Origin of the sequence: Lentilactobacillus parabuchneri DSM 5707 = NBRC 107865 (assembly GCF_001435315.1) — a bacterium.
In the GTDB taxonomy this organism is placed as follows: Bacteria; Bacillota; Bacilli; order Lactobacillales; family Lactobacillaceae; genus Lentilactobacillus; species Lentilactobacillus parabuchneri.
In genome coordinates this window covers 228687-246986 of sequence record NZ_AZGK01000001.1, presented here as the reverse complement: position 1 = coordinate 246986, position 18300 = coordinate 228687, and the positions used below count along the sequence as shown (strand labels likewise).

General features: G+C 44.2%; 17 protein-coding genes. 1 reads left to right on the top strand and 16 read right to left on the bottom strand.

All coding sequences use genetic code 11. The features are described from left to right. The first annotated feature begins 83 nt into the window (after nt 1-83). On the top strand, nt 84-290 hold the full coding sequence (locus tag FC51_RS01305; RefSeq protein WP_057909185.1) for a YjzD family protein: 207 nt from the start codon (nt 84-86) through the stop codon (nt 288-290). Between the two features lie 163 nt (nt 291-453). On the opposite strand, the gene FC51_RS01300 is transcribed toward FC51_RS01305, so the two are convergent. From FC51_RS01300 to rpsU, 16 genes are all read right to left on the bottom strand, one after another. Next, entirely contained in the window at nt 454-1335 is an 882-nt protein-coding gene (locus FC51_RS01300) for an alpha/beta fold hydrolase (RefSeq protein WP_057909186.1), read from the bottom strand. 21 nt (nt 1336-1356) lie between these two features. Continuing rightward, the gene (gene clpB, locus FC51_RS01295; protein ID WP_057909187.1) at nt 1357-3969 is read right to left on the bottom strand and encodes an ATP-dependent chaperone ClpB; all 2613 of its coding nucleotides are present in this window, start codon (nt 3967-3969) and stop codon (nt 1357-1359) included. Nucleotides 3970-4115: 146 nt separating this feature from the next. After that, entirely contained in the window at nt 4116-5354 is a 1239-nt protein-coding gene (gene pepT, locus FC51_RS01290) for a peptidase T (protein WP_057909188.1), read from the bottom strand. 26 nt (nt 5355-5380) lie between these two features. After that, entirely contained in the window at nt 5381-6496 is a 1116-nt protein-coding gene (locus tag FC51_RS01285) for a Nif3-like dinuclear metal center hexameric protein (RefSeq protein ID WP_057909189.1), read from the bottom strand. After that, the gene (locus FC51_RS01280) at nt 6486-7190 is read right to left on the bottom strand and encodes a tRNA (adenine(22)-N(1))-methyltransferase (RefSeq protein ID WP_057909190.1); all 705 of its coding nucleotides are present in this window, start codon (nt 7188-7190) and stop codon (nt 6486-6488) included. The genes FC51_RS01285 and FC51_RS01280 overlap by 11 nt, the downstream gene beginning before the upstream one ends. 176 nt (nt 7191-7366) lie before the next feature. Next, nucleotides 7367-8608 (bottom strand): RNA polymerase sigma factor RpoD, encoded by a 1242-nt coding sequence (gene rpoD / locus FC51_RS01275; RefSeq protein ID WP_081037508.1) that lies wholly within the window; start codon nt 8606-8608, stop codon nt 7367-7369. A 17-nt stretch (nt 8609-8625) separates the two neighbouring features. Beyond that, nucleotides 8626-10452, bottom strand: a complete 1827-nt coding sequence (dnaG, locus tag FC51_RS01270) for a DNA primase (RefSeq protein ID WP_057909191.1) — start codon at nt 10450-10452, stop codon at nt 8626-8628. Nucleotides 10453-10588: 136 nt separating this feature from the next. Then, nucleotides 10589-12670, bottom strand: coding sequence for a glycine--tRNA ligase subunit beta (glyS, locus tag FC51_RS01265; protein ID WP_057909192.1), 2082 nt, complete (start codon nt 12668-12670; stop codon nt 10589-10591). Next, entirely contained in the window at nt 12670-13596 is a 927-nt protein-coding gene (gene glyQ, locus FC51_RS01260) for a glycine--tRNA ligase subunit alpha (RefSeq protein ID WP_057909193.1), read from the bottom strand. The genes glyS and glyQ overlap by 1 nt, the downstream gene beginning before the upstream one ends. A gap of 296 nt (nt 13597-13892) precedes the next feature. Then, complete coding sequence (recO, locus tag FC51_RS01255; protein WP_057909194.1) at nt 13893-14654, bottom strand: DNA repair protein RecO; 762 nt, start codon at nt 14652-14654, stop codon at nt 13893-13895. 12 nt (nt 14655-14666) lie between these two features. Continuing rightward, complete coding sequence (era, locus tag FC51_RS01250) at nt 14667-15569, bottom strand: GTPase Era (RefSeq protein ID WP_057909195.1); 903 nt, start codon at nt 15567-15569, stop codon at nt 14667-14669. 13 nt (nt 15570-15582) lie between these two features. Beyond that, nucleotides 15583-15984 carry a diacylglycerol kinase family protein gene (locus FC51_RS01245; protein WP_065203810.1) on the bottom strand — a complete coding sequence of 134 codons (402 nt, stop codon included), beginning with the start codon at nt 15982-15984 and terminating at the stop codon, nt 15583-15585. Next, a complete protein-coding gene (ybeY, locus tag FC51_RS01240; protein WP_057909197.1) occupies nt 15968-16450 on the bottom strand; it encodes an rRNA maturation RNase YbeY in 483 nt (160 codons plus the stop codon). The genes FC51_RS01245 and ybeY overlap by 17 nt, the downstream gene beginning before the upstream one ends. Before the next feature lie 30 nt (nt 16451-16480). Then, entirely contained in the window at nt 16481-17446 is a 966-nt protein-coding gene (locus tag FC51_RS01235) for a PhoH family protein (RefSeq protein WP_057909198.1), read from the bottom strand. 73 nt (nt 17447-17519) lie between these two features. Beyond that, the gene (locus tag FC51_RS01230) at nt 17520-17969 is read right to left on the bottom strand and encodes a GatB/YqeY domain-containing protein (protein WP_057909199.1); all 450 of its coding nucleotides are present in this window, start codon (nt 17967-17969) and stop codon (nt 17520-17522) included. A gap of 94 nt (nt 17970-18063) precedes the next feature. Further along, entirely contained in the window at nt 18064-18255 is a 192-nt protein-coding gene (gene rpsU, locus FC51_RS01225) for a 30S ribosomal protein S21 (protein ID WP_003553874.1), read from the bottom strand. Nucleotides 18256-18300 lie beyond the last annotated feature (45 nt).

Here is an 18300-nt window from a genome sequence, read left to right as displayed (position 1 = left end):
CATTCAGAATTCGAAATCAAAAAATTAATGATTTTTCGGGAAATATATGCTAAAATGCTATTGATTGTGAGGTGGCGTAAAACATGAAACTGATTAGTTCAAATATTGTCGCAATTTTATGGGCTTACATCTTTGGCGAAATCATTGGTTACATAGGTTCTGCATTGGAAGTTCGATCATGGATTCCTTCACAGATTGGAATTGCTGCCGCGATTACAGCGTTTGTTGCCGTAAACGGTATCTATCTCATTACCAAAGATTCGTCAACACCAAAGAAAGATAACGATTAATCGTCAGTGTTTGCTGACGATTTTTTATTTGCCGCCTGTTTTCAAAACGGACACCTCAAACGTGTGGGACAAGCAACGATGAGTCACACAAAAAAACGACCCGAACATCCAAATCAAGGATATTCAGATCGTTTTTTTGCGCTGAGAATAACTCACTTTTGACTCATTGATGCCGTTCAAAAAACGTCAACAAGCGGTTAAAGACAACCTGGCGCTTGGTTTCTTGAAGCACCTCATGCTTCATATGTGGTTCTCGAATGCTTTTGACGTGCCGATAGCCAATCTTTTTTAACGTTGAAAGGGTATCTGCCAAGCCCTTTTCGCCGCCGCTAAACTTGTCGTCTGCCCCAACCAAACTTAAAATTGGCAAGTTGGGGTTGTGACATTCAAAACGCCGGGTTTGTTTAAGGGCAAAGTCCCCCTGCCACAATGTTTGCAAGCTGCGGACCGGATACTCGTCCATCATTAACGGATCGTTTGTGACCTTTTGAATATTCTCCGGGTTATAACTTAACCACTCGTGATCCCCGGGGGCTAATCCTGAAATCTTCGATAAATAGGACCACTTGGCTGTTTCTGGAAAAATCGTTAAAAACAACCGACCAATCATTAGTCCCACGGGAACAATTGGCACATAGTTGGTGGTCCCAGTCAAAGCGACCGCATTGACATCGTGATCGTGCTGCTGAAGATAAAGCCGGGCCAGAATCGACCCAAAAGAATGGCCAAATAAGCTGACGGACAGACTTGGATATTTTTGTTTAATAAATTTGGTCACCAAAACCTGGTCGTCAACTAATCGGGGAATGCTTCTCATCAATCCCCACGGGTCGTCTTTTGAAACCGAGCCGCCGTGTCCGCGGTTGTCGGAGATAACAACTACGTACCCATGACTGGCCAAAAAGTCGGCAAATTCATAGTAGCGTTCCTTATGTTCCAACGCGCCGTGCATCATTTGAACAATTCCCTTGGGGTTTTCAGCTGGAAAAACGGCGACGGCCAACTTCGTCTGATTATCCGTTGGCAATTGATAGTTCAGTGGCAACGAAAATCCCTCCTTAACCGCTTAAACGGTTTGATCTTCAGACAGCTTTTCAGGGTCAAAGGTTAATTGATTATCCTTTAGATTAATGTGGACAATGCTATGCGGTTGAATTTGATCAGCCACAATCATTCGGGCCAACGGCGTTTCAATGACATTCGTCACGTATCGTTGAAGTGGACGAGCACCATATTGTGGTTCGTAACCGTTATTAGCGATCCATTGCTTGGCCTCGGCTGAAATCGACAGTGCGATATCTTGGGCCTTGGTCCGACTGGATAATTGATTAACCAACTTTTGAACGATCTTTTCAATATCTGCTTTTGATAATGGCGTAAAGGTAATCACGTCATCAATTCGGTTCAAAAATTCCGGTTTGAACGACGCTTTTAACAGTTGGTTAACCTGCTTTTTCGCGTCAGCTGAAATAACCCCGTTTTCATCAGTTCCGTCCAGTAAAATATCGGACCCTAAGTTCGAAGTCATGATCAATATTGTATTCTTGAAATCAATCGTGCGCCCTTGACTATCAGTTAAACGACCGTCGTCAAGCACTTGCAAGAGGATATTGAAGACATCGGGATGGGCCTTTTCAATTTCATCAAACAAGACAATCGTGTACGGGTTTCTGCGAACGGCCTCGGTTAACTGACCGCCCTCTTCGTAACCAACGTAGCCAGGAGCCGCGCCGACTAAACGCGAAACCGATTCTTTTTCCATATATTCGGACATATCGATTCGAACCATATGATCTTCCGAGTCGAACAGGTCTTCTGCCAACGCCTTGGCCAGCTCGGTTTTCCCGACGCCTGTTGGTCCGAGAAACAGGAATGAACCCAGAGGCTTGCTTGGGTCTTGAAGGCCCGCACGTGAGCGGATAACGGCATCTGAGACGGCCGTAACGGCTGCATCTTGGCCAATCACGCGTTTATGAAGGTTGTCAGCCAAATGCAGCAGCTTTTTTCGTTCACCCTCAACTAATTTTGTGACTGGAATACCAGTTTCTCGACTCACAACCGCCGCTATTTCGTTGGCAGTGACAGATTCACTAACCAGCCAATCCGCATGCTGATCATTTTCTTCGAGCTGATTAAGATCGGCTTCCAATTGTGGAATTGTCCCGTGTTGCAGGACCGCCGCCTTGTTTAAATCATAGCTGTTTTCGGCACTCTTTAAATCATTTTTGGCCTGATCAAGCTGTTTCTTCTTATCAGAAATCTTTTTGATGGCCTCTTTTTCCTGCGACCAGCGAGCGTTAAGCTGATTAACTTTTTCTTTGATATTGGCAAGCTCTGATTGAACCTCTTTTAAGCGCTTCTTTGAGGCTTCATCACTTTCCTGCTTCAAAGCTGCTTCCTCAACTTCCAAGCGCATCAATTGCCGCTTTGATTGATCCAATTCAGTGGGGCTGGAATTCATTTCGACCCGAATTTCAGCAGATGCTTCATCAACTAAATCAATCGCCTTATCCGGGAGATAACGGTCGGTAATATAGCGATCGGAAAGCTTTGCGGCTGCGACCAACGCGTTGTCGTGAATCCGCACGCCGTGGTGAATTTCCAAGCTTTCAGATAAGCCCCGCAAAATGGTAATCGTATCTTCTACGGATGGTTCGTGAACCATCACCCGTTGGAAACGACGCTCAAGGGCCTTGTCTTTTTCCATGTACTTGCGGTATTCATCGATGGTCGTGGCACCAATCAAGTGCAGCTCACCACGGGCCAACATTGGCTTTAAAATATTGCCGGCGTCCATACTGCCCTCGGCCTTGCCGGCACCGACAATGTTGTGGATTTCATCAATGAACATGATGATTTGGCCTTCAGCCTTTTTGACTTCTTTTAACACGGCTTGCAAGCGCTCTTCAAATTCGCCACGGTATTTGGCCCCGGCGATTAATGATCCCATATCCAATTGGAAAATCGTCTTATTCTTCAAATTCTCCGGCACATCATTGGAGGCAATTCGCATGGCCAATCCTTCAACGACCGCCGTTTTCCCGACACCGGGAGCGCCGATTAGGACGGGGTTGTTCTTGGTTTTTCTGGATAAGATTCGGATAACATCCAAGATCTCTTCGTCTCGGCCAATAATCGGACCTAATTTGTGATCACGGGCGGCTTGAACTAAATCGGTTCCGTATTTTTCAAGCGATTGATAACTATCCTCTTGATTTTTGGTGGTGACTTTTTGCCCGCCACGAATTTTTTCAACAACGTTTCTGACCTTCTGTTCAGTGATGCCTTGGGCAGAAAGGTAATCGGCAAACTTGTCGCCATGAAGCTGCATGACCGCAATGGTTAATGTATCAACAGCGATGTAGGTATCGCCAAATTCATTTTTGATCTGTTCGGCATCTTGAAGCAATTCATAGAGGTTGGACGACAAGGACTGGCCGTAACTGACATTGCTGCCCTCGACGGTTGCAATTTGGTCAATCTCCTTGTCTAATTCCGCGTTAACGTCGTCCAATTTTAAGCCCAACTGGGAATAAATTTCCCGTGCAAGTTCTCCCGGTTGAACCAAAAACTTGAACAGATGGGCCACCGTAATATTTTGCTGCTTCCGTGTCGCAGCAATCTGCTGGGCCTGAGAAATTGCCTGCGTAACTGCTTCGGTTAAATTATCAGGATTCATTTAATTATCACCTTATTAATGTATTTTTATTGACTTTTTTAATAAAAAGGTTCGAAACAAAAATAATCATTTTCATCTCAAACCACCTACAGACATACTATCAAATTTTCAATGCCCTGAACAATAATTTGACCTTTTTTGACCAATTACTTTTCAGCGTATAATTTTGCAATTTCCAAAATAACATCCACGGCCTTGACCATGGTTTGTTCAGAAACGTATTCGAAGCGCCCGTGCATATTCTCGCCGCCCGCAAAAATGTTGGGTGTCGGAAGGCCCATGTAAGAAATCTTGGAGCCGTCCGTGCCACCACGAACTGGGAAAATGTGTGGCTTGACGTCGACATTCTTCATTGCTTGTTCGGCAATTTTTACCGGTGTCGGATCTTTTTCAATAATCTCGCCCATATTGTAGTACTGGTCCTTGATGGTGACTTTGATTCGATCCTCACCAAAATCAGTATTCATTTGATCGGCAATTCCCTGGAACAATCGTTTTCTGGCTTCAAAGCGATCGCGATCATGATCCCGGATAATGTAGGCCATTTCAGTGTGGTCAACGCTGCCCTTAAAGTCGTAGATGTGGAAAAAGCCTTCCCGATCCTCGGTCTTTTCAGGACGGTCAAAGTCTGGTAAAGCGCCATGAAAGTCCATCCCGACTTGGATGGCATTGACCATAACGCCTTTGGCTTCTGCGGGATGGACATCGGTTCCTTTAATCGATACTTTGGCATCAGCCGCGTTGAAGGTCTCGTAGTTCATATCTCCCAACGGCCCGCCGTCAACGGTATAGGCAACGTCTGCGCCAAAGTCTTTGACGTCAAAACGGTCAGCGCCGGTACCAATTTCTTCATCCGGCCCAAAGCCAATTTTGATCGTGCCATGCTTGATTTCAGGATGGTCCATCAGATACTTGACCGCCGATAAAATTTCGGCAACACCGGACTTATCATCAGATCCGAGTAACGTTGATCCATCGGTGGTAATCAGGGTATCGCCCTTGTACTTTTTAAGGCTGGCAAATACCTTGGGATCCAAAGTATATTCACCCTTTTCATCGAGCTTAATCACTGATTGACCATCATAATTTTCAACAATTTTTGGTTGAATATTTTCTGAATTAAAGTCAGCCGTGTCAATGTGAGAAATAAAGCCAACCGTTGGGACAGCTTGCTCAGCAGTTGCAGGCAGTGTCGCAAAAACATATGCGCTTTGGTCGTTGGTGTGAACATTCTCCAATCCCATAGCGATGAGCGTTTGTTTAAGCATGTTCAAAAATTCCGTTTCTCTAGGTGATGAAGGAACCGTAGTGGAATTAGGATCAGAGCGGGTATTGATTTTAGCGAACTTCAAAAAGTTGGGAATCAGTTCTGGGTATTTTGACATTTTAATAATCTCCTTTAAATCATCAGTTACATAAATGTGTATGGATCGGTATTAATCGTTGACTGATAAATATCGATTGACCAGTTATTTTCAGCGGACCAGCGTTTAAACATTTCGGCCAGACGCGGAATACAAATGGCTTCAATATGGTGGCCGGGGTCAATCACTGGTAAATTAGCGGCCAGCATATCATGACCGGTATGGTAATAAACATCGCCAGTCACGTAAACGTCGGCCCCCTTCTGCTTGGCCAGCGGGAAGAACTTACCGCCGTCACCGCCAAGTACCGCCACTCTTTGAACCGGCTGCTCCAAGTCACGGGCAATAACCCGCAATCCAGAAACGTGAAACACCTGCTTACAATACTCAGCGAAGTCTTTGACGGCCATGGGCTCGGATAAGTCACCGAGTCGCCCCATCGTGTAATGGTGCTTTTTATCGGCCAGTTGAATTAAGTTATATAAGGGCTTTTCCAGTGGATGGACATCATTTAAAGTCCTCAAAACCTGGTGGAGATTTTTTTCAGGGACTTCAAATTCCAAACGAGAATCCTCAATTTCGTTGGGTTCTCCGGCGGTGCCCATTGTCGGATCAGCACCCGCTTTGGGCACGTAATAAACGGTCCCATCAATTTCGTACGTATAGCCGCTGTATTGCGTGCCGCTTGCTTGTGCTCCGGCATCAACCAACGACATGCGAACCGCCGTGGCGTAGACCTTCGGAACTTGAACCGTCAGTCGAAACACCGACTCGTCGTATTCGGGAACAAAGCCGGAAATATTGGTTAGCTTTAAGGCTGCCGCTAACCAATCATTCATACCGTCATCTGCTGAATCCAAATTTGTATGGGCGGCATACACCGTGATGTGATGAGCAATAATTTTAGCGTACATCGCGTTTTGTGGATCTGAGAGATCCAAGTTTTTGGCAGGACGAAACATCACCGGGTGGTGGGCAAAGATAAAATCAACATTGTTTTCAATCGCTTCGTCAACCACTTCCGGTCGCACATCAAGTGTCGTCATCACTTTATGGATGTCACTGTCCAACGACCCAATTTGCAGGCCAACTGGATCAGTCTGCATTGCCAACTTTTTGGGGGCAAATTTTTCGAATTGTTCAACTAATTCTTTAGCTTTCACCGGTGATTACCTCTTCAATTGTTTTAATTTCTGCTTGGATGGCGGCTATTTTAACGTCATCTTTGTGCGTTGCCCGTTGCATGTCAGAAATGACACGCTTTCTTAAGCCGATTTCACTTTGCCATTTTTCAATAAAAACCGATGACCGTTGCTGAATCAAAAATGGGCCGAATTCCAATTCCAGTGGCGAATAGGTGACGGCAGACGCCGCCTTTTTGGCCGTGATGATTTCATAGATATGCCCGTCTTCTTTGAGAATCTGTTCAGCAAATATTTGGTAGCCGTTTTTCATCAACCACTTTCTGACGACTGGTTCGCCAACATTAGGTTGAAGAATTAATTTTTCGTTGCCGGATAGTTTGTTGCGACCGGCCTCTAAAATGTGGGTAATCAGATTACCGCCCATTCCGGCAATTGTAATTGCGTCCACTTGATCGTCAGGTTCAATTGCAGCCAAACCGTCAGCTAATCGGGGATGCAAGACGCCTAATAAATTTTCTTTTGTAATTTCTGAAATCGCGTTTGAAAGCGGCCCTTTTGCCACTTCGCCCACGACACCATAGTCAATGATGTGATTTTTTGCCAAGTAAATCGGCAAGTATGCGTGGTCCGAACCAATGTCGGCTAGGCGACTCCCTGGTTCAACGTGATCACTGACTGTTTGTAGTCGTTTCGATAAATGCGTACTATTCATAGTGAACTCCTAAGTTTGTGGATAGTTTCATTATAAATTATTAAATTCAAAATGAACAGAACGACTGGGAAATTTGAGTCATTCAACATCCAGAACGCAAAAAAACTGGTTGGAAAAACTGACGATTGTCAGTCTTCCAACCAGTTCTTAATTCAAGAGTTAATCCATTAATAATCTTAATCCAAGAAGTCTTTTAATTGCTTGCTTCGAGATGGGTGACGCAGCTTTCTCAATGCTTTGGCTTCGATTTGACGAATCCGCTCGCGGGTGACGCCAAACACCTTACCCACTTCTTCAAGGGTGCGGGTTCTCCCGTCATCCAATCCGAAACGCAAACGAAGAACGTTTTCTTCACGATCAGTCAACGTATCCAAGACACTTTCGAGTTGCTCTTTGAGCAGTTCGTAAGCGGCGTGATCAGCTGGTGAAGTGGCGTCTTGATCTTCAATGAAATCACCGAGGTGTGAATCGTCCTCTTCACCGATTGGTGTTTCAAGTGAAACGGGTTCTTGCGCAATCTTCAAGATTTCTCGAACCTTTTCAGTCGGCATATCCATTTCAGCACCAATTTCTTCAGGTAATGGCTCACGGCCAAGGTCTTGAAGTAATTGACGTTGAATTCGGATTAACTTGTTGATCGTTTCAACCATGTGGACAGGGATTCGGATTGTTCGCGCCTGATCGGCAATTGCACGGGTAATCGCCTGACGGATCCACCAGGTTGCGTAAGTTGAAAACTTGAACCCTTTTCGGTAGTCAAACTTCTCAACGGCTTTCATCAAGCCCATATTTCCTTCTTGAATCAGGTCCAAGAACTGCATCCCCCGACCAACATAACGCTTGGCAATCGAAACAACCAGTCGCAAGTTGGCTTCAGCTAGTTCCTGTTTGGCTTCTTCATCGCCAGATTCAATTCGTTTGGCAAGTGAAATTTCCTGATCGGCACTCAGCAGTGAAACCCGACCAATTTCCTTTAGATACATTCTAACAGGATCATTGATCTTCACACCGGTTGGTGCTGACACGTCTGAAAGTTCCTTCTTGGTAACCTTCTTAGCCGCATCAATGGCACGGGGATCCGGATCACCATTTTCGTCAACGACACTAATTCCGGAGTCTTCAATGTTTTCCAAAAGGCCTTCCATATCCTTTTCATTTAAGGAATAAGGTGTTTGGATTTTCTTTTCAAGTTCATCATAGGTAATATGACCGATCGGTTTGCTTTCCTTAACAATTGCGTCAAACTCTTTTTTGTAAGGCTTGTCAGCTTTCTTAGCGGGCTTGGTTGCTTTAACAGCCGTCGTCTTCTTGGCCTTAGTTGACTTGGCTTTGGCGGCCGTTGTCTTCTTGACCGTGGTTTTCTTTTCGGCTGCCATCTTTGTTACCTTTACTTGTTCATCTGATTTTTTGTTAGCCATCAAAACGCCTCCTGAAGTTATACTTGTTGCTTCATTCTCTTCTGTTGTTCAAGCTTGACAATCTCAATTGTAAGTTCTTTTTGTTTGTCAATATCACCAATCTTAGTTGCCTGCCGGAGTTCGGCACGCTTCTTTTTTAATTTTTCTTCAACGGGGGCTCGATTCATCAAAATATTTAAATAATTGTCAATTTCAGCGTTGGTTGGATTATCCGGCAGCTCAAGCATGTCAATCTCAACGAGTAGGCTCTGCAATGACGCTTCGGAAATCAAATTACTGAATGTGGCAACGTTATAAGTGTCAAATTTTGTGAAATAACCCTCAGCTAAAAGGTACAACATTTGGTACGGTTCATCAACAAATGCGAATCCAGACACGTTGCTGACCTTGAGCCAAATATCGTGGTAATGAAGCATTCGACTCATCAGTTGCATCTCAGCTTTCTCAACCAGCGAATAATGCTTCGTCTGGTTGAGTTGAACCGGCTGCTGATACGTCCGTGGCGTCTGGACCGGTGCAGTTGGTTTTCGAGTCAACGGCGCCAGTTGCTGAGAAAGTAGCTTCTTGTCCACTGAAAACTCATCGGCTAACCGGTTCAAGTAGAGATCCCGGGAAATTCCGGAGTCCACTTGGCTGATTAATTTTAAGGCTTCAGCAATATAGTGACTTTGATCAACTTCCGAATCCAAATTAAACTGCTTTTTCAAGTAACTCAGTTCAAATTCAATCGGAGCTTGAGCGTGAGTAATCAGTTGTTTAAACGCATCGGCGCCCTTTTTGCGAATGAATTCATCAGGGTCCATGCCATCAGGCACAGAAATAATCTTCATCTCAACATGGCTTTGTTGCTGGTTAAACGCATCGATTGCCCGCTTAATCGCCTTTTGTCCGGGCGTATCGCCATCGTAGGAAATGACGACCTCGTGTGTAATCCGCTTAATGTCGTAAATCTGCTGTTCGGTTAAGCTGGTTCCCATGGAGGCAATACCTGACTTAATTCCAGCCTGATAGGCAGTAATGACATCCATAAACCCTTCAAACAGAATTGCTGGATCTTTACCACGAATATTTGGCCGAGCTAAATCCAGATTAAACAATACTTTTCGCTTGTTAAAGATTTCGGTTTCCGGACTGTTCAAATATTTGGGCATATCCGAGTTGGCTGTCAGCAGCCGCCCAGAAAAAGCAATTGTTTGTCCACCGCCGTTTCGAATCGGATACATCACCCGATCGACAAAGCGATCCCGCAAATTGCCCTCCTGGTCCTCAGAAAAAAGGCCTGATTTGCGAAGCAACTGAAAATCAGTCTTCCGTTCATCAAAAAATGGTTTTAACAACCGTTGACTCGGGGCATACCCGAGCTGATAAATCGCAATGGTATCATCCGAGACCCCACGCTGATGTAAGTAGTCAAGCGCAGGTTGCCCCATCTTGGTATTCGTCAGGATGTGGTGGTACAACTTAACCGTTTGTTCGTGGAGTTCGATCAGCTGCTTTTGTTGCGTATTTTCTGCAGAGGCTTGGGCGTTTCCGACGTCACTAAAGTATCTGTCATCAACGGAAAGGTGTTCCATTTCAGCGACTTTTTTAACGGCCTCAGGAAATGAAATGTTTTGAAGTTCCATCAAAAACTTAAACACGTTCCCACCACGACCACAGCTGAAACAGTGAAAAATTTGTTTATCTTCTGCTACTGAAAAAGACGGGGTCCGCTCTTCGTGAAACGGACAAAGGCCAAATAAATTCTTTCCGGACTGTTTCAATTGAACAAACTGGGAGACAACGTCAACGATGTTAACCTGTGACCTAATTTCTTCAATCACATCTTCTGGGATCTTTGCCATTACTTCGCCTCCCATCTTTTAAAACTGAGTCAATGCCTGTAAAAAGCCGCACAATAAGTGCGACTTGTTTTACTAGCGATACGTATTTAGATAATATCACAAATCAATATTTTGTACAAACGATGACACTTCGGAATTAACCCTTCACAACCAGCTTATCAAGGTCACCGATAAATAGGATCATCTTCGAAATGACCGTCAACTGACGAAGATGGTTATCTTTAAGCTGTGGGTCTTTTGCCATCACCATAGTTGCGTCAAAGTAATCGTTAATCTTGTCTTTAAGTGACGACAACCGACGGAAGTCTTCTTCAGCAGTTTGGTTCTTATAACCGTCGACGGCTGAGCTGACAGCATCATGTAACGCCTTTTCAGAATCATTTTCAAACAAAGTTGGGTCAACCGACAAGTCATCAGATTTGAATGAGCCCTTCTTCGAAATCCGTTGCACTCGGGTCAATGATTCGATGATGTCCTTGAAATCAGCGTCGTCTTTGTGGTCCTGAAGCGTCTTGGCACTGGCAATATTGAATAAAATGTTCGTGTGTGCACCTGATGTAACCGCATCGGCAATATCATAACGAACACCCAGATCATCCAAATATTGCTTAATCCGGTCCTTGACAAAGGCGCTGACTGCTTGAACCTGAGCTTTCATATCCAGTTTAGGTGCAACTTGTGCCTGGTCTTCCAAATCAATCAGCTGATCCAGTGTTTGATCCAAATCAAAGTTCAGCTGTTTGTCGGCAACGATGCGAACGATTCCGGTTGCCTGACGACGCAAGGCATAAGGGTCATTTGATCCACTTGGGATCATCCCGGCTGCGAAAAATGTCAAAATGCTGTCCAATTTGTCAGCAATGGCTAAAATGGCGCCAACATTAGTCTTCGGGAGCTGACCATTGGCAGAAATCGGCATGTAGTGCTCGGAAATTGCAGTGGCAACTGCTGGCGTCTCACCCATGAGCAAAGCGTACTTATCGCCCATCACCCCTTGCAATTCCGCAAACTCACCGACCATTCCGGTGACCAAATCAAACTTGTAAATTTCAGCAGCCCGCTTTAAATCTTTCAATTCTTGATCGGACAAACCGGCAAGTTGACCCAGGTATTGGGAAATGACTTGAACCCGCTGCATCTTTTCGTACATTGTTGAAATTTTGTCGTGGAAGCTAACCTTTTTGAGGCGTTCAACGTAATCGGCAATTGATTTCTTTTGATCTTCTTGATAGAAGAACATTGCGTCATCCAACCGAGCGGTTAGCACTTTCTGGTTTCCGGCAACCACATTTTGGATGTCGTAATCATTTCCGTTTCGAACTGAAACAAAGTGTGGTAATAACTGTCCGCTTTGATCGGTTACGTAGAAGAACCGTTGATGATCCTTCATCGACGTGATCAGGACTTCGTCTGGAATTGCCAAATATTTGTCTTCGAAATTACCATAAAACGCTGTTGGCCATTCAACCAGGTTGTTAACTTCTTCCAAAAGATCGGGATCCAAGTTAATTTGCCAGTTGTTATCCTCGGCAATCTTCTTAATTTGCTTGGTGATCAATTCTTTTCGCTTAGCGGCATCCGCAATCACAAATTGTTCGGTCAGCTTTTCCTCGTATTCGTCCGCGTTTGCCAACGAAACGTCCTTTCCAAGGAAACGGTGGCCGGACGTGATCCGGTCAGTATCGACGTCTAAAATGCTGAAAGGAATCACTTCATCGTCGAGTAATGCAACCAACCACTTAATTGGCCGAACGTACTCAAATGAGTAACTCCCCCACTTCATCATAGTTGGGAAGTTCATGGCGACCACAACGTCCTTCATCCCAGGTAATATTTCCTTGACGGATTTTCCGGCAATGTGTTTTTCAACAAAAACGTACTCCGTTCCTTTGACGTCTTTGAAGGTAATGTCGTCAGGAGTCGCGCCTTGACCACGAGAAAATCCAATGGCGGCTTTAGTCCAGTTGCCATCTTTATCTTGAGCGATCTTTTTGGCAGGTCCCTTAACTGACTCATCGATGTCAGGTTGCTTATCGGCTAGGCCGGTAATGTACAAAGCTAAACGACGAGGAGTGCTAAACGTTTTAATTTGATCAAATGAAATCCGGTGCTCTTTCAAAAAATCAGCAGCCCGCTTCTTTAATTGGATGATACTTGGTGTTACCACGTGAGCCGGGATTTCTTCCAAGCCGATTTCTAATAAGAAATTATTAGCCATTACTTCTCCTCCTTATCGTCTTTAAGTAGTTCCTGACGCTTCTTTTCATCCTTAATCAACGGGAAGCCCAGGCGCTTTCGTGCTTCAACAAATTCTTTGGCAACCGACCGCGCCAAATTTCGAATTCTGGACAGGTATCCCGCCCGTTCAGTCACAGAAACAGCCCCTCTTGCATCTAACAAGTTAAAGGTATGACTGCACTTTAAGATGTAATCATAAGCTGGATGGACCAAATCAAGCTTTAATAACCGCTTTGCTTCTCGTTCGTAGTCGTTAAACAGCGTTAAAAGCATCTCTTGATCACTAATTTCAAAGCTGTACTTTGAATGTTCATATTCAGGCTCTTTGAAAATATCCCCGTACTTAACGCCATCTGCCCAGTTCAGGTCAAAGACAGAGTTGACATCTTGAACGTAGGAGGAAAGTCGTTCCAAACCATAAGTTATTTCGGAAGCGACTGGATCCATTTCCAAGCCACCGACAATTTGGAAGTAGGTGAATTGGGTAATTTCCATTCCGTCCAACCAAACTTCCCAACCAACACCGGCACAGCCCATTGACGGGTTCTCCCAGTTATCTTCAACGAAACGAATATCATGTTCCAAGGGGTTGATGCCCAATTCCTTGAGGCTGTTGAGGTAAAGCTCTTGAATGTTTTCAGGAGAAGGCTTCATGATAACCTGGAACTGATGATGTTGGTACAAACGATTGGGGTTTTCACCATAACGGCCATCAGCCGGTCGTCTGGAAGGTTCAACGTAAGCTGCGTTCCATGGCTCGGGTCCGATTGCACGTAAAAAGGTGTAAGGGCTCATGGTTCCGGCCCCTTTTTCGGTATCGTACGCCTGCATCAGCATGCATCCTTGTGCTGACCAGTATTGCTGCAGCCGCAAGATAATCTCTTGAACTGATAATTTTTCAGTCATAAATTTTCCTCCTAATTTTAAAAAGCATGAAAAAATCCCTATGTTCAACGACTTAATTAGACTAAGCCACTCAACATAGGGACGATGAAATCGCGGTTCCACCCTACTTCTGGTATTGCTACCAGCACTTAATTGTTCAACTCGAAAAGCGCCATTTAAATAATCAATTTTAATCAGCTCACACTGTCCTGATCTCGTTTAAAAAATTGCTTATTTAATTTCTTTTGTCATCGTTGAATTATTTATTTCAAAAATAATCATAGTTGACATTAAAATAATTGTCAACGTCTTAAAAATCAAAGTTTGAATTTTCCCAATTGGTCAATAAAATGCTTACTTTTTGGTACCACACCCACGCTTCGGGAATAAATTTGATCCAACACTTCTCGCAACGCCTTCTTGGTTTGATCACTAACTTTAACATGTTTGAGCTTGGTCAGATCGACCACCGAAAATAAGCGCAGATAATAAATCGTCCTGGCGTCCAAATGCATCCGGTACGGGTCTTGGCTCCAGTGATTCGAACACAAAAGGCCGCCGTATGCTTCCGAATAGTCGAACGGCAAATCGGTTCGGTGGCAAATGACACAATCCACCCAATCCGGTGCGACACCATAGGCGTTCAGCAGCTGCACCTCAAAAATATTGGTGATGATTTGTTCATCAAATCCCTCGTTAATGAGGTTTAAGCCGGTTAACAGCTTATCGTACCATTCGGGGATCGGCTCGCCATCCGGAAACGCCAGGTCAATCAGGGACATAATGTAAGTGGCGTATGCGTTTTTGGTAATATCTTCGCTGATCGCTTGAAAGTGTGCCAGTTGCTTATCAGTTGAAATATACGACAAACCGGATTCTTTAATGTCGCCATTATAAAGCCCGTAGGTAAACGGTAAAATAGCGGCTCGCATCTTGAACTTGGGCCGTTTGGCACCGTGGACAAGAAACATCTTCTTGCCGTATTCCCTGGTCAGAAATTTTACCAACAAGTCTCTTTCCCGATAAGCTTTTGTATAAAGCAAAATCCCGTTAAAATCGGTTCGCAGACCCTTTGACAAAATCACTCACCTCTAATAATTATCCTTACGATAACCGTAGGAATTCAGCAAATTTGCTTTATCCCGCCAATGTGGGACAACCTTCACCCATAGTTCCAAGAAGACTTTGTTGCCCATCATGTTTTCGATATCTTTTCGGGCCAGAGTGCCAATTTTTTTCAGCATTTCGCCGCCCTTACCGATAACGATTCCCTTTTGGCCATCACGTTCAACAATAATGGTTGCCCGAATCCGTAACAAGCTCTGCTCGTCCTTGATACTTTCAACCACCACGGCCGTTGAATGAGGAATCTCTTGGCGGGTCAGTTCCAAAACTTTTTCTCTGATCAGTTCTGAAATGACAAATCGTTCAGGATGATCGGTCACCTCATCTGCAGGATAGTATTGAGGTCCATTGGGAAGGGTTTTAACCAACGTCTCAATGAGCTCTGGGACATTGTTGCCCTGGAGTGCAGAAATCGGATAGACGTCCTTAAACGGCAGTGCATTCTTATACTGCTCGATAATTGGCATGATGTCATCGGGAGATATCTCGTCAATTTTGTTAATCAGTAAATAAATTGGTTTCTCAACGGTTTTCAAGTGATCGATAATAAAATTATCGCCGGCACCACGATGCTCGGTAGCATTAACCATGAACAAAACCGCGTCGACTTCTTTTAGTGCAGACAAGGCTGATTCCATCATAAAATCGCCAAGCTTGTTTTGTGGCTTGTGGATCCCCGGCGTATCAATGAACACAATTTGGGCATCCTTGGTGGTGTAAACGCCTTGAATTTTATTTCGTGTGGTCTGCGGCTTATCGCTCATGATCGCAATTTTTTGGCCGATGACCCGGTTCAAAAATGTTGATTTACCAACGTTTGGTCGGCCGACAATGGCCACGAACCCTGAATGAAAATCTGGATTATCCATAACTTTACCCCTTTTATTTTAGTAACGCGAGAAATTTGGGAACAAAAATTAACATCCCTATAATCACGGCAAAGAGTGCCGACAACAGGACACCTCCGGCCGCAACATCCTTTGCCCGTTTGGCTAAGTCGTCAAAATGGTGGCCAACGATCAAATCAACCACGTTTTCAACGATGGTATTGAGCACTTCTGAACCAATCACCGAGAAAAAAGCTGCGAACAACCACAGCCATTCGTTGATATTGATCCGCATGATCACGGCCAGGGCCAAGACGAGAATCGCCATGATCAGGTCGAACCGAAAGTTGCGCTCCTCTAACAATAGCCGCTTAATTCCGTCCAAGGCATGACCAAGCGATTGGATGAATGTTTTATTCTTATCCAGTTGTTGAGTTTGTTTATCTTTTGAGGCCATAGGCATTTAAAATCTCTTTTTGAAGCGGAAACATAATATCCGCATCAGCTTTCTTCATGTGATCGTAACCGTTAAGGTGCAAAAAGCCGTGAACGCAGAGAAACCCGAGTTCCCGTTCGAAAGAATGTCCCAGGTAGTCTGCTTGTTCAGCAACTTTATCGACGGACACAAAAATATCACCGATGTTTTCCGGGATCGATTCCTTGAGTGCCTCGTCCATGACAATCGGAAAGTCATCGTCGGCTTCGTCTTCAATCGCAAAGCTGATCACATCAGTTGCCCGATCAACGCCACGGTATTGTTGATTAATTTTGTGAATCTCGTCGTTGTTAACCAACGTTACTGACATCTCTGTGTTGTCTGCCAGGTGAATGAAAGACCCGGCGAAATTCAAAACGTCTCGAATCAGTTTTTGGTCTTTTTCCGAAACGCCTTTTTCAGTCTTATCGTATATTTCTAAATCCATTAATCTAAATCCTCGACTATTTTCTAAGAATTAATTGCCGCTTTTTTCGTAAGCGGTGATGATTTTGGCAACGACTGGGTGACGCACAACGTCCTTTGCTGTGAAGGTGACAAACTCGATTTGATCAATGTCCTTCAAAATCTTTTGTGCTGTGACCAAGCCGCTGGCTGAGTGCTTTGGCAAGTCGATTTGCGAAATGTCTCCGTTAACGATCATCTTGGAGCCAAATCCCAAACGGGTCAAAAACATCTTCATTTGCATATTGGTGGTGTTTTGGGCCTCGTCCAAAATGACAAAGGCGTTGTCCAACGTTCGCCCACGCATATAAGCCAATGGCGCAATCTCAATTACACCGCGATCCATCAGCCGCTCAGTATGTTCAGCACCCAGAATCGAATGCAAGGCATCATAGATTGGGCGCAGATAAGGGTCAACTTTATCCTTTAAGTCGCCGGGTAAAAAGCCAAGACTTTCCCCAGCTTCAACAGCAGGTCTGGTCAACACAATTTTATCAACCGTTCCCTTTTTGAGCGCAGCAATTGCCATCACAACGGCCAGGTAGGTTTTACCGGTCCCGGCTGGGCCAATTCCAAAAGCGACGTCATGGTGCTTAATCGCTTGAATATATTGGCGCTGACCAAACGTTTTTACACGGACTGCCTTGCCCTTTGCGTCTTTTATGAGGACTTCATTGTAAAGATCGGAAAAGTACTCCAACGTGCCGTTTTTTGCCATATTCATGGCACTGATGAAGTCACTGCTGTTGATATTAATTCCCTTTTGAATTAACGAGAGAATATTCTCCAAAATGTGCAGGCTTACGCTGACGGGTTCATCTTGACCGGTGACCCGAAGCGAATTGCCAAACACATTAATTGAAACATCCATTCCCTCTTCGATAATCGTGATGTACTCATCTTGAGTACCCACGATTTGTAATAACTCGTTAGGGTCGGATACAATAAACTCTCTTGTAACTTGTTGAGTATCAGCCAAGTACATGAGCTCCTTTTTTATTAGTTATCATTCTTCAGATACTATCACAAAACGATCAATTCCTAAAGTGTGACTAGCTTTGCAGCTGCTTTTTAACCATCTGATTGATGACGCTGCCGTCAGCTTGGCCTTTGACTTTAGGCATAATCGCACCCATCACTTTTCCAAAGTCGGCCATGGATTCAGCGCCAACTTGAGAAATGGTTTCGTTAACGATTTTTTGAACTTCTTCGTTTGACATTTGTTTGGGTGCATATTCTTCTGCAATCTTTAATTTAGCTTCCTGATCAGCCACTAAATCTTGACGATCAGCCTTTTTAAATTCTTCAAGTGATTCTTTTTGCTGCTTGATTTCTTTCATGATGATGTCGGTAATCTGCTCTTCGGTTAAATCATGGTTCGAATCAGCAACCTTAGCGTTCATAATTTGGGACTTGATTCCACGGATAACGCCGAGGCGGACCTTATCTCTCGCCTTCATGGCATCCTTCATATCCGCAAGTAATTTATCATATACACTCATCAAAGTAACCCCTTTTCAATTAATACTTAAATTTTAACATTAAAAAAGATCAGAGACTAATAAACATTAGGCTCCGATCTTTTCAATCATCATTTTAAAAACGACGCTTCTTTTTGTTGTTGCGCTTACGTGCTGCTTCAGACTTTAATTTACGCTTAACACTTGGTTTTTCATAAAACTCTCGTTTACGATATTCCTGTAATGTACCGCTTTTAGAAACTGTACGTTTGAAGCGTCGAAGAGCATCATCAAGAGACTCGTTTTTACGAACGACTGTCTTTGCCATATGAAATTCCCTCCCTCCGAGCTTAAATGTAACTGTTTAATCCGC